This is a genomic window from Rhizobium sp. PAMB 3174, from assembly GCF_052908375.1.
The window spans coordinates 1,091,586-1,104,621 of the sequence record NZ_CM128608.1; the positions used below are offsets into that span (position 1 = coordinate 1,091,586).

10 protein-coding genes are annotated in these 13,036 nt (G+C 61.9%); 4 read left to right on the forward strand and 6 right to left on the reverse strand.

All coding sequences use genetic code 11. The annotated features are described in order from the left end of the window. The first annotated feature begins 76 nt into the window (after nt 1-76). Complete coding sequence (metH, locus tag ACU5AY_RS05170; RefSeq protein WP_446828266.1) at nt 77-3,847, forward strand: methionine synthase; 3,771 nt, start codon at nt 77-79, stop codon at nt 3,845-3,847. Between the two features lie 273 nt (nt 3,848-4,120). On the opposite strand, the gene ACU5AY_RS05175 is transcribed toward metH, so the two are convergent. The 6 genes from ACU5AY_RS05175 to ACU5AY_RS05200 all read right to left on the reverse strand — a co-directional run bounded on the left by ACU5AY_RS05175 (nt 4,121) and on the right by ACU5AY_RS05200 (nt 10,094). Next, the gene (locus ACU5AY_RS05175; RefSeq protein WP_446828267.1) at nt 4,121-5,041 is read right to left on the reverse strand and encodes a PHP domain-containing protein; all 921 of its coding nucleotides are present in this window, start codon (nt 5,039-5,041) and stop codon (nt 4,121-4,123) included. Between the two features lie 83 nt (nt 5,042-5,124). Continuing rightward, entirely contained in the window at nt 5,125-6,183 is a 1,059-nt protein-coding gene (locus tag ACU5AY_RS05180; RefSeq protein ID WP_446828268.1) for an ABC transporter ATP-binding protein, read from the reverse strand. Between the two features lie 15 nt (nt 6,184-6,198). Further along, nucleotides 6,199-6,987: an ABC transporter permease gene (locus ACU5AY_RS05185; RefSeq protein WP_446828269.1), complete on the reverse strand. Its 789-nt coding sequence runs from the start codon at nt 6,985-6,987 to the stop codon at nt 6,199-6,201. Further along, the gene (locus tag ACU5AY_RS05190) at nt 6,984-7,856 is read right to left on the reverse strand and encodes an ABC transporter permease (RefSeq protein WP_446828270.1); all 873 of its coding nucleotides are present in this window, start codon (nt 7,854-7,856) and stop codon (nt 6,984-6,986) included. The genes ACU5AY_RS05185 and ACU5AY_RS05190 overlap by 4 nt, the downstream gene beginning before the upstream one ends. Nucleotides 7,857-7,936: 80 nt before the next feature. Beyond that, the gene (locus tag ACU5AY_RS05195; protein ID WP_446828945.1) at nt 7,937-9,019 is read right to left on the reverse strand and encodes an ABC transporter substrate-binding protein; all 1,083 of its coding nucleotides are present in this window, start codon (nt 9,017-9,019) and stop codon (nt 7,937-7,939) included. 199 nt (nt 9,020-9,218) lie between these two features. Continuing rightward, the gene (locus ACU5AY_RS05200) at nt 9,219-10,094 is read right to left on the reverse strand and encodes a MurR/RpiR family transcriptional regulator (RefSeq protein ID WP_446823695.1); all 876 of its coding nucleotides are present in this window, start codon (nt 10,092-10,094) and stop codon (nt 9,219-9,221) included. A 175-nt stretch (nt 10,095-10,269) separates the two neighbouring features. Here ACU5AY_RS05200 and ACU5AY_RS05205 point away from each other — a divergent pair, with 175 nt between their 5' ends. From ACU5AY_RS05205 to ACU5AY_RS05215, 3 genes are all read left to right on the forward strand, one after another. Continuing rightward, nucleotides 10,270-11,046, forward strand: coding sequence for an N-formylglutamate amidohydrolase (locus ACU5AY_RS05205; protein WP_446828271.1), 777 nt, complete (start codon nt 10,270-10,272; stop codon nt 11,044-11,046). Nucleotides 11,047-11,169: 123 nt separating this feature from the next. Further along, nucleotides 11,170-11,685 carry a TRAP transporter small permease subunit gene (locus tag ACU5AY_RS05210; RefSeq protein ID WP_446828272.1) on the forward strand — a complete coding sequence of 172 codons (516 nt, stop codon included), beginning with the start codon at nt 11,170-11,172 and terminating at the stop codon, nt 11,683-11,685. Further along, nucleotides 11,675-13,000, forward strand: a complete 1,326-nt coding sequence (locus ACU5AY_RS05215) for a TRAP transporter large permease (RefSeq protein ID WP_446828273.1) — start codon at nt 11,675-11,677, stop codon at nt 12,998-13,000. Before ACU5AY_RS05210 ends, ACU5AY_RS05215 begins: the two co-directional genes overlap by 11 nt. Nucleotides 13,001-13,036: the final 36 nt, after the last annotated feature.

A 13,036-nucleotide genomic window follows, 5' to 3' on the forward strand; every position in this document is an offset into this window, starting at 1 on the left:
TTGCGATGGACATGTTGACATAAAGATATCTTTATGTGATCTGCAATACTCATGCATGCACACGAGGAGAATGCCCATGTTCGATGATCTTTTTGGCCCCGAGGGAGAAAAGCGCGACGGCAGGGAGATTGCGGCGGCTCTGAAAAAGGCTGCCAGCGAGCGCATCCTGATCCTCGATGGCGCCATGGGCACGCAGATCCAGGGCCTCGGCTTCGACGAGGATCATTTCCGCGGCGATCGTTTCATCGGCTGCGAGTGCCATCAGCAGGGCAACAACGACCTTCTGATCCTCAGCCAGCCGAAGGCGATCGAGGAGGTGCATTATCGCTATGCGATGGCGGGCGCGGACATCCTGGAAACCAACACCTTCTCCTCGACGGTCATCGCCCAGGCCGACTATGCGATGGAAGACATCGTCTACGACCTCAACCGCGATGGCGCACGGCTTGCCCGCCGGGCCGCGCTCCGGGCCGAAAAGCAGGACGGCAAGCGCCGTTTCGTCGCCGGTGCCGTCGGCCCGACGAACCGTACCGCATCGATTTCACCGGACGTCAACAATCCCGGTTACCGCGCCGTCACCTTCGACGGATTGCGTGAGGCCTATGGCCAGCAGATCGTCGGCCTGATCGACGGTGGCGCCGACATCATCCTTATCGAAACCATCTTCGATACGCTGAACGCCAAGGCGGCGATCTTCGCGGCCGAAGAGGCTTTTGCCGAGAAGGGCATCCGCCTGCCGGTAATGATTTCCGGCACGATCACCGACCTTTCCGGCCGGACGCTCTCCGGCCAGACGCCGTCTGCCTTCTGGAATTCCGTGCGCCACGCCAACCCGTTTACGATCGGCCTCAACTGTGCGCTCGGCGCGGACGCCATGCGGCCGCATCTGCAGGAACTGTCGGGCGTCGCCGATACCTTCATCTGCGCCTATCCGAATGCCGGCCTGCCGAACGCCTTCGGCCAGTATGACGAGACGCCGGACGACATGGCCCGCCAGATCCGCGGCTTTGCAGACGAAGGCCTCGTCAACGTCGTCGGCGGCTGCTGCGGTTCGACGCCCGAGCATATCGCCGCGATCCGCGACGCCGTCTCGGACTTCAGCCCGCGCGTCGTGCCGGAGCACAGGCCGTTCATGTCGCTTTCCGGCCTCGAGCCCTTCGTGCTGACCCCGGAAATCCCCTTCGTCAATGTCGGCGAGCGCACCAATGTCACCGGGTCCGCCAAGTTCCGCAAGCTGATCACCGCCGGCGACTACAACGCCGCGCTGGATGTCGCCCGCGACCAGGTGGAAAACGGCGCCCAGATCATCGACATCAACATGGACGAGGGCCTGATCGACTCGGAGAAGGCGATGGTCGAGTTCCTCAACCTGATCGCCGCCGAGCCGGACATCGCCCGGGTGCCGGTGATGATCGACAGTTCGAAATGGTCGATCATCGAGGCGGGCCTGAAATGCGTGCAGGGCAAGGCGCTGGTCAATTCGATCTCGATGAAGGAAGGCGAGGAAGCCTTCCTCAAGCAGGCCGAACTCGTGCGCCGTTACGGTGCCGCCGTCGTCGTCATGGCCTTCGATGAACAGGGGCAGGCGGATACCTACGAGCGCAAGGTGGAAATCTGCACGCGCGCCTACAAGCTTCTGACCGAAAAGGTCGGGATCGCGCCGGAAGACATCATCTTTGACCCGAACGTGTTTGCGATCGCGACCGGTATCGAAGAACACAACGACTATGGCGTGGCCTTCATCGAGGCGACGCGGACGATCCGGAAGACGCTGCCGCATGTGCATATTTCCGGCGGCGTGTCGAACCTCTCCTTCTCCTTCCGCGGCAACGAGCCCGTGCGCCAGGCCATGCATGCCGTGTTCCTCTACCACGCTATCCAGGCGGGCATGGACATGGGCATAGTCAATGCCGGCCAGCTGTCGGTCTACGAGACGATCGAACCGGAACTGAAGGAGGCCTGCGAGGACGTGGTCCTCAACCGCAGCCCGAACGCCACCGAGCGGATGCTGGAGATCGCCGAGCGCTATCGTGGCACCGGCACCAAGGGCCCCCGCGAGCAGGATCTTTCCTGGCGCGAATGGCCGGTCGAAAAGCGGCTGGAGCATGCGCTCGTCAATGGCATCACCGAATATATCGACGCCGACACGGAAGAGGCGCGACTTGCCGCCGAGCGGCCGCTGCATGTCATCGAAGGCCCGCTGATGGCCGGCATGAATGTCGTCGGCGACCTGTTCGGCGCCGGCAAGATGTTCTTGCCGCAGGTGGTCAAGTCCGCTCGCGTGATGAAGCAGGCGGTCGCAGTGCTCTTGCCTTACATGGAGGCGGAGAAGCTCGCCAATGGCGGCAGCGGCCGCGAGACCGCCGGCAAGGTGCTGATGGCGACCGTCAAGGGTGACGTCCACGACATCGGAAAGAACATCGTCGGCGTCGTGCTCGCCTGCAACAATTACGAGATCATCGATCTCGGCGTCATGGTGCCGGCGACGAAGATCCTCGAAACGGCCGTGAAGGAAAAGGTCGACATCATCGGCCTGTCGGGCCTCATTACCCCGTCGCTTGACGAGATGGTGCATGTGGCTTCCGAAATGGAGAAGCAGGGTTTTGACATTCCGCTGCTGATCGGCGGCGCAACGACATCGCGTGTCCACACCGCCGTCAAGATCCATCCGCGCTACCAGCGCAACCAGGCGGTCTACGTCACCGATGCGAGCCGCGCGGTCAACGTCGTCTCGACGCTGCTCTCCAAGACGGCGCGCGACGGCTATGTGGAGCAGATCCGTGCCGAATACCGGAAGGTCGCCGAAGCCCACGAGCGCGCCGAGCGGGAGAAGCAGCGCCTGCCGATCGCGGCCGCCCGTGCCAATGCCGTCAAGCTCGACTGGGATGCCTACCAGCCGGTGAAGCCGAGCTTTACCGGCACCAAGGTGTTCGAGGATTATGATCTTGAAGAGCTTGCCCGCTACATCGACTGGACGCCCTTCTTCCAGACCTGGGAGTTGAAGGGCCGCTATCCGGCGATCCTTGAAGACGAAAAGCAGGGCGAGGCGGCGCGCCAGCTGTTTGCCGACGCGCAAAGCATGCTCGAAAAGATCATCGCCGAAAAATGGTTCCGGCCGCGCGCGGTCATCGGCTTCTGGCCGGCCAATGCCGTCGGTGACGACATCCGTCTCTACAAGGACGATGCCCGCAAGGAGGAACTGGCCATGCTGCATACGCTGCGCCAGCAGCTCTCCAAGCGCGGCGACCGGCCGAATGTGGCGCTATCGGACTTCGTCGCGCCGGAAGTCTACGGCAAGCCGGACTATGTCGGCGGCTTCGTGGTGACGGCGGGCATCGAGGAAGTGGCGATCGCCGAGCGCTTCGAACGCTCGAACGACGATTATTCCTCGATCCTGGTCAAGGCGCTTGCCGACCGTTTCGCCGAAGCCTTTGCCGAACGCATGCACGAGCGGGTGCGGCGCGAATTCTGGGGCTATGCGACCGAGGAGAACCTGACGAGCGACGAGTTGATCTCGGAAACCTATGCCGGCATTCGTCCCGCGCCGGGCTATCCGGCGCAGCCGGACCACACCGAGAAGACGACGCTCTTCAACCTGCTCGACGCGACGGCTGCGACCGGCGTGGAGCTGACGGAAAGCTTCGCCATGTGGCCCGGCTCATCCGTCTCCGGCATCTATATCGGCCATCCCGACAGCTACTATTTCGGCGTCGCAAAGGTCGAGCGCGACCAGGTCGAGGACTATGCCCAGCGCAAGGGCATGAGTATGGAAGAGGCCGAACGCTGGCTGGGACCGGTCCTGAACTACGTGCCGAGGCAGGCGGGGGCGGTCGACGACGCGGCGTAATCTCTGTCGTTTGGATATGCCCCTCCCCAACCCCTCCCCACAAGGGGGAGGGGCTTTGCTGCCACGCGCTTGTTCTCCCCTACAGACCTTGAAAGCAGCTCGAGGTTGGTAGTGCGGGAATGCGTTGCCAGAGGTTAGCCCCTCCCCCTTGTGGGGAGGGGTTGGGGAGGGGAAACTCGCGCTGGTGAGTATTCTTCGCAAACCGATTCAAGTGATTGAGCATCCGATTCCGCTTTCTCCTCCAAGATGCTGTTTTTGGAATCGTTTCCGGGATCAGAGCCAGATCGGATTGGTCCACGCGCGCTTGCCGGCGGCGTCGATGACGGTGATGCGGATCCAGGGGGATTTTGCGAAGCGTTGCAGCGGGACGCTGGCTTCGCTCATCGAATGTCCATGTGTGGCGACGGCGGCAGTGCCGTGGCCCTGGACGATGACGGAGGCGACGGCTGTCGACTGGACCGTGACGGCGGTGGCGGATAGCGAGACGCCACGGATTTCCGGTCCCTGGCTCGAATAGAAATCGCCGCGCTTCAGCGCTTCCAGGAGAAGCTCCGGCGTGTTGGCCTCGGACTTGACCATCACCCAGCCGCCGAAATGGTCCGGTTCGTTGAAGTGGGCGTCGTCGGTGGCGATCAGCGTCAGCCGGCGGCCTTCGGAGAGCAGGAGGTCGGCGGTGTGGAAGCCGTCCGGCCGGTCGCAGCCCATGGCGCAGCCGTGATTGTAGACTTCCACGGCATGGGCGGCGTCGATCGAGCGGGCGTCGTCGAGCGTCATGCCCGACCATTGCGGGTGGGCGACGGCGACGAAGGCGCCGGCGTCGCGGGCGCGCCTGGCGATCTCCGGCCCTGTTTCCTGGCCTTCGACGGGAAAGAATTCCGGCGTATGCGAGGGCGCGAAATCTTCCGGCAGGCCGACCGCGAGAATGTGCCAGAGCTCGCCGTTCTGCATGGCGCCGGAATGGAGTTCGGCGCCGAGAATGGTGGTGAAGCTGTTATCGCGGAAGGGCTTCGTGTCGGCGATCGGATAGTTGAAGCGGCCGACGAAGTGGTCGGTCAGCGCGATGAAGTCATAGCCCTCCGCCTTGTAGCGCCGGCAGACTTCCTCAGGCGCGAGGATACCGTCCGAGAGGGTCGAATGGGTATGCAGGTTTCCCCGATGGAAGCGGCCGGGGGCGGAAAAGGCGGAAAGCGGCATGGCGAAGGCTCCGGAGGCGAGGCTTGAATGAAGCCGGGCCCGCCGGCCGGCAGACACTGTTCTACGCGCCTTTCGGGCTCAGTTCACTCCCGAATGACGAGAAGGTCCGCGGCGGCGAAGTGCAGCGTCGTCACATCGCCGATCGCCGGCGGCTTCAGACCGGGATTGTTGAACATATCGAAGGAGATCGCATTGCCGCCGACATCGATCTTGGTGCGGATGACGGAGCCGAGGAAGTTGGTCGAAACCACCGTGCCGGTCAGCGCCGTGTCGCCTTCGGACGAATTCAGCGAACCCGCCTCCGGGCGCAGCGCCAGGGATACCTTGTCGCCGCCCTTCATGCCGCCAAGGGATTCGGCCAGCGCGATCGTCTGGTCGCCGATGGTGATGGTGTTGGCATCGGGATTGGCGACCTTCGCCTCGATGATGTTGAGCGTACCGACGAAACTCGCGACGAACCGTGTGGCCGGCTTGTTGTAGACCTCCGAGGGCGAGCCGATCTGGTCGGCGCGGCCGGCGTTCATGACGACGATGCGGTCGGAGATCGACAGGGCCTCTTCCTGGTCATGCGTAACGAAGATGGTGGTGATGCCGAGTTTTCGCTGGATCGCACGGATTTCCTCGCGGAGCGAAACGCGGATCTTGGCGTCGAGTGCCGAAAGCGGTTCGTCGAGCAGCAGCACCTTGGGGCTTGGTGCCAGCGCGCGGGCCAGCGCCACGCGCTGCTGCTGGCCGCCGGACATCTGGTAGGGAAAGCGGTCGGAGAGATGCTCGAGATGGATGAGGCCGAGCATTTCCTTCACCCGCTTCTGGATGTCGGCCTTGCTCATGCCGGCGATCTTCAGGCCGAAGGCGACGTTGTCGAACACGGTCATGTTGGGAAACAGCGCATAGGCCTGGAACACCATGCCGATATTGCGCTGGTTGGGCTTAAGCCGCGACTGGTCGACGCCGTTGATGTTGATCATGCCGCCCGTCGGGATTTCAAAGCCGGCGACCATGCGCAGGATGGTCGTCTTGCCGCAGCCCGACGGCCCGAGGAAGGAAATGAACTCGCCTTCGTCGATCGCCATGTTGAAGTCGTGCACGACTTTGACCGGGCCGAAGCTTTTCTGGATGTTCGTCAGTTCGAGAAAAGACATTGGTTTTCAGTTCCTTCAGGCGAGGCGTGCGCTGGAGCGGGAGAGGCGCGAAACGAGCTGGATCAGGCCCATGGAGAGCCAGGTGATGGCGAATGCGATGATGGCAAGTGCCGGCGGCTCATAGGCCCGGTTGGCGCCGATCAGCTGCAGGTAGGGGCCGAAGGCCGGCCGGTTGAGCAGCGAGGGCAGGGTGAATTCGCCGATGACGATCGCGAATGTGATGAACGAGCCCGAGAGCACGCCGCTCATGACGTTCGGAAAGATGCAGCGGAACATGATCATCGGCCAGGAGGCGCCGAGGCTCTGGGCGGCTTCCGTCAGCGTGTTGACGTCGATCGCCCGCATCGCGGTGTCGACGGCGCGGTACATGTAGGGCAGAGACAGCGTCATGAAGGCGAACATCAGCAGCGCGTCGGTGCCGCGCGTCGTGCCGGTGAAGGGGATCAGCGACGAAGAGTTGTAGAGCCGCAGATAGCCGAAGACGATGACGATCGCCGGAATGACGAGCGGCATGAGGCTCAAGAACTCGACGACGGGGCGGATCTGCGGCAGGCGCAGCCGCACCCAGTAGGCGGTCGGCACGACCAGCAGCATGCCGAAGAGGATGGTCAGCAGCGCCATCACGATCGAATAGCTGAAGGACTGGTGGAAATCGACGTCGGAAAAGACCGACCGGTAGGCGTCGAAGGAATATTCGCCGCGACGCATGCGCAAGGAGAATTCGAACGTGCCGATCAGCGGGACGATGAAGTAGAGTGAGCCGATGAAGACGGCAAACCAGGCGCCGATTTTCTTCGCGTTCATTTCTGCCACCTTTCGGCGCGCACCCGCAGCCAGATGTAGATCAGGTTCGAAATGCCGGTGATGACCACCATGCCGAAGGCGAGTGCATAGCCGAGATTGGGGTTGTGCAGCACGTCGCCGCGGATCTGGGCGTAGAGCTGGATCGGCACGATGTTGAAGGTCGAGCCGGTCAGCGAATAGGCGGTGGCGATCGCGCCGAAGGCGTTGGCGAACATCAGGAGGAGCGTGCCGAGGATGCTCGGGAACAGGATCGGCAGGGCCACACGGGTCCAGTACTGGAAGGTGGTGGCGCCGAGGCTCTGGGCGGCTTCCTGCCATTCCTTCTTCATGCCGTCGAGCGCCGGGGTGATGATTAGCACCATCAGCGGGATCTGGAAGTACATGTAGGTGATCGTCAGGCCGGTAAAGCTCAGCAGGTTGAAGCCGTGGGTGTAGATGTTGAACCCGAATGCTTCCTTGAGGATCAGCGTCAGGAGGCCGGTGCGGCCGAGCGTGGCGAGGAAGGCGAAGGCCAGCGGTACGCCAGCGAAATTGGAAGCCACACCGCAGAAGGTCATGATCGGCGAGCGGATGAATTTCGGCAGGTCGCCGAGCACGACGGCCCAGGCGAGGAAGAAACCGACGAGCCCGCCGCCGAGCGCCGAGGCCACCGATATCTTCAGCGAGATCACGTAGGAGGCGAGGATCTTGTCGGTGAACAGGCCGCGGATGTTATCCAGCGTGAACTGTCCGTCCGCGTTGAGAAATGCGCCGACCAGCAAATAGAGCGTTGGGGCGATCAGGAACATCACCGCGAAGATCATGAACGGCGCGATACCGAGCCAATCGACGACCTTCTTCTGCACGGCGGCGGACCGGTTAGCTTGCATGGGGCGGCGCTTTCGAAAAAGTCTTCAAACAATGACGTGCCGCGGGGAGATTGCTCCCCGCGGCATTGTCGATTTCAGGATTACTGAACGCTGGCGCCGACGACCGAATCCCAGTTCTCTGTGATCGTCTTCTTGTAGGCGTCCTGCTCTTCGAGCGTCGGGAAGATAGCCTTTTCATAGGCTGCTGCCGGCGGCAGCTTGTCGAGCATTTCCTGCGGGATCTTGCCAGCCTTCGCCATCGCGTTGAAGCGGATCGGGTGGCAGTAGCCCTTCAGCCAGCCGAGCTGACCTTCGTCGGAATAGAGATACTCCATCCACAGTTTGGCAGCGTTCGGATGCGGGGCATATGCCGAGATCGCCTGAACGTAGACGCCGGCGATGACGCCGGTTTCTGGGATAACGACGTCGATCGGAGGGTTGCCGTTCAGGGTGTCACGGTCGGCGAGGGCGTTGTAGTCCCAGCGCAGGATGATCGGGGTCGTGCCCTGTGCGAGCGGAGCCGACTTGCCGATGACCGGAACGAAGTTGCCCTTGGCGTTCAGTTCCTTGAAGAACTCGAGACCGGCTTCGCCAGCCTTGGCGACGTCGCCGCCGGCAGCCGACAGGCCAGCCGCGAAGACAGCCGAGATAGCCTGGCTCGAGGTGCGCGGATCACCGGCAAGTGCCACCATGTTGGCATATTCCGGCTTCAGCAGGTCGGCCCAGTCCTTCGGGCTTTCCGTGGCAATGTCCTTGTTCACTTCGAAGGCCATGACGCCGTAGTAGTCGCCGTACCAGTAGCCGTCGGCATCCTTGGCGGAATCCGGGATTTCGTCCCATGTCGAGACCTTGTACGGCTGAACAAGGCCGTCGGCCTTGGCGGACGGACCGAAGGACAGGCCGACGTCGATGACGTCCGGAGCCTGGTCGCCGGTGTTGCCCTTGTTGGCCTTGATGGCCTCGATTTCGTCGCCGGAGCCGGCGTCGGGGTTCAGTTCGTTGACTTCGATGCCGTACTTCGCCTTGAAGCCGTCGATCAGAGCGCCATAACCGCACCAGTCATGCGGCAGGGCGATGGTGGTCAGCTTGCCTTCCTTCTTGGCGGCGGCAACGAGGTCGTCCATGGAATCCGCATATGCGAAGGGTGCGGATGCCACCATGATCGCTGTCGTCAGCGACAGCATGCGGTGCAGGGTGTTGGTCACTTCTGTTTCTCCTCTTGTGAGTTGCGGCCGAACGGCTTGCTCGGCGTTATTGAACTTGTGTGAATCCTGTGTGACGGTTTCCGTAGCGTCAGTTTCCGGCGTGTGGGAAACCGTCATTTCCTGTATTTCGGCATTCATCCTGCGGCCTGCGGCCATTTTGCTGCAACCTTCGTCCCCCCTATCTTGCCTTCCTGAAAAGCCGGGACTGTTCGAACAGGCTTTCCAGGGTGTTGATGCGTTCGCGGGTTTCATCCCAGCTGTCGTTCTGCACAGCTTCGATCAGCGCCTCGACGACGAACAGGATGACGACGGAAGAGTCCCATGCGGAGGGCGCTTCGATCTGGATGCGGAAGACATGACTTGCATGCTTGGCGGCAGGAGACGCCCACTGGTCGGTGAAGACGACGATCTCGATGCCGCTTTCGGCCGCCGCCTTGGCGAGCCGGACGAGTTCTTCCTCGTAGCGGCGGATGTCGAAGATCACCAGGACATCGCCCTTCGCCATGTTCAAGACGTATTGCGGCCATGACGAGGAGTTGGAGGTCATGAGCGTCGCGCGCGGGCGGATGACCTGCATGTGGGTGAAGAGATACTCGGCGATGGCGCCGGTGATGCGCCCGCCGACGAAATAGAGGGAGCGGTTCCGGTCGGCAAAAAGTGCCGCGACCTTGTCGAACGTCGCCGTATCGAGCCCGGTCAGCGACTGGCGCAGGTTCGACATGATGGCATCGGCGAAGCGGTTGAGAATGTGCGTGTCCGGTGCGTTCGCTGCCCAGCGATCATGCTTGGCGATCGGATTGGACAGCGTTTCCTCAAGCTCGTGATGCAGATGCGCCTGGAATTCCGGATAGCCCTTGTAGCCGAGCTTCTGCACCATGCGCGCGACCGTCGGCGTCGACACCCCGGCCTGTTCGGCGATGGCCGTGATGCTCCCGAGCCCGGAGACCGGGTAGTTCTCCAGAATGCGGTCCGCAAGCATGCGCTCGGCGCGCGTCAACCCGCCGAAATTGGCATGAATCACGTCCGCGACTGTTCTTGGCGACGTATCCGACACTGATGTTTTGTTCCCCGCCCGGCTTTTGCCGGTGCCTTCTTTTTATCACTAAAAACGCAGTTGATCAGCGAGTCAATAAAAATGTAAAGAAATTTTCTATCGGCATTGACAGTGACAGGATTGTGAAGAATTCTCTTCATAAATTCGAAAGTCAGTGCGGAAAGGCCCCGGTTCCATGCTTCATCATGCCGGATTGTTGGCGCGGTCGGAAGGCGATCCTGTCGGGGTGGTCAATCCCGACGGCGCGGGCGATATCCTGATCGTCTGCGAGCATGCGTCCAGTCGTCTGCCGGCCAGCGTCGGCGATCTCGGCCTGACGGACGAGGTACTGAAAAGCCATGTCGCCTGGGATCCGGGCGCGCTCGCCGTCGCCGAACGCCTGTCGGCCGCCTTTGATGCGCCGCTGGTCTATCAGCAGTTTTCGAGGCTCGTATACGACTGCAATCGCCCGCCGGAATCGCCGGGCGCCATGCCGGAGGTCAGCGAGATCTACGACATCCCCGGCAATCGCAACCTGTCCGAACAGGAGCGCAACGCGCGGGTCGAGGCGCTCTACCTGCCGTTCCACAGCAGGGTCGAGGATGTGATTGCAGCACGGGAAGCGGCGGGGCGCGGCACGGTGCTGGTCACCATGCACAGCTTCACGCCCGTCTATTTCGGCAAGCAGCGGGAGGTCGAGATCGGCATCCTGCATGATGACGACGCCCGCCTTGCCGACCGGATGCTGTCCGCGTGCACGGACGCCGACAGTCCGTACCGGGTCCGGCGCAACGAACCCTATGGTCCGGCCGACGGCGTGACGCATACACTGAACCTGCACGCCAAGGCGCGCGGCATGCTGAACGTGATGATTGAGGTCCGCAACGACCTGATCGCCGATGCGGCTGGCCAGGACAAGGCGGCGGGCTTTCTCGAAGATCTTTTGAAACAGGCCCTGCAGGCAAGAAGCTGAAACGACAATAAGACTGCAGGAAACGGGGAACAGTCAGGACGAGGTAGGCCGGGTCACTATCCGAACTGGAGAGGGAAATGACGAATTTGAGGGATGCAGGCGGACTGCGGCGCGGGGGCGTCGATGCCTGATTTTCTGAAAACCTATGTGCGCCGCGTCGACCGGTTCAACCGGCGGCTTGGGCGCATTGTGATGTATCTCGTTTTCGTCCTGATGGGCGTATTGCTGTATTCATCCATTTCCAAGGTATTCTTCCTGCCGGCCAACTGGACGCTGGAGATGGCGGAGTTCATCATGATCGCCTATTTCCTGCTTGGCGGCCCCTATTCCATGCAGCTCGACAGCCATGTGCGCATGGACCTGATCTATGGCCGCTGGTCACCGCGTACCAAGGCGATCGTCGACTGCTTCACCGTCTTCCTGCTGCTGACCTATCTCGGCTTCATGCTCTATGGCGGCATTTCCTCGACCATGTATGCGCTGGAATACGGCGAGACGAGCTATTCATCCTGGTCGCCCTACATGGCGCCGATCAAGATCGCCATGACGGTCGGCATCTTCCTGATGATCCTGCAGTCGATTTCCATCTTGATCAAGGATGTCGCGATCTGGAGAGGGGAGCCGATCGATGAATTATGAGTTGATCGCCTTCTTCATGTTCCTGTCGATGATGCTGACCATGTTTACCGGTCAGCGGGTGTTTGCCGCGATCGGCGTCGTCGGCGTAGTTGCTGCCGCGCTCCTCTGGGGCCCCGGTGGCATGGAGCTCGGCTTTTCCGCCGGCATGAAACTGATGAAATGGTATGCGCTCGTCACGCTGCCGCTGTTCATCTACATGGGCTACCTGCTGTCTGAATCCGGGCTTGCCGAAGACCTCTACAAGATGTTCCACGTCTGGATTGGCGGTCTGCCCGGCGGTCTCGCCGTCGGCACGATCGGACTGATGGTCATCATCTCGGCGATGAACGGCCTTTCGGTCGCGGGCATGGCGATCGGCGCAACGATCGCGCTTCCGGAGCTCCTGAGGCGTGGCTACGACAAGATCATGGTCTCCGGCGTGATCCAGGCGGGCTCCTCGCTCGGCATCCTCGTTCCGCCGTCCGTCGTGCTGGTTCTCTATGGCATGATCGCTCGCCAGCCGGTCGGCAAGCTGTGGCTCGCCGGCGCGCTCCCGGGCCTGCTTCTGGCGACGCTGTTCATCATCTACATCATCATTCGCTGCAAGTTGCAGCCGGAGCTGGCGCCGATGCTGTCGCCGGAGGAACGCAACGTTCCGATGAAGGAAAAGCTCAAGCTTCTGAGAGCCGGCATCATTCCGTTCCTGATTTTCTTCCTGATGATGGGCCTGTTCGTCATGGGCGTGACGAGCCTTGTCGAAAGCTCGGCGATCGGCGCGGCCTCCGCGCTTCTCGCGGCCTGGTACAAGGGCCGCCTGACCAAGGAGGTCTGGAACCGTACGCTCGAACAGACGCTCGGCATTTCGGCGATGTTCATGTGGATCATCATGGCGGCGCTCTGCTTCGGCTCGGTGTTCGACGGGCTCGGCGCAGTCAAGACGATCTCGTCGATCTTCCAGGACAAGCTGGGCCTCGGTCCCTGGGAAATCCTTATCCTGATGCAGATCTCCTTCATCATCATGGGGACGTTTCTGGACGACACCGCCATGCTGGTGATCGTTGCGCCGCTCTACATTCCGCTGGTCAGGGCGCTGGGCTTCGATCTCGTCTGGTACGGCGTGCTCTACACCATCACCTGCCAGATCGCCTACATGACGCCGCCGTTCGGCTACAACCTGTTCCTGATGCGCGCCATGGCGCCGCCGGAAATCGCGCTGAAGGACATCTACAAGTCTGTCTGGCCCTTTGTCGGATTGATGATCATCGGCCTGGTCCTGGTCATGCTGTTTCCGCAGATCGCGCTCTGGCTGCCGGAGCAGGTTTCGGTCAGGGGCTAGGGCCGCGCATGGAGTTTTTGAAGGCCCCCGACAGAA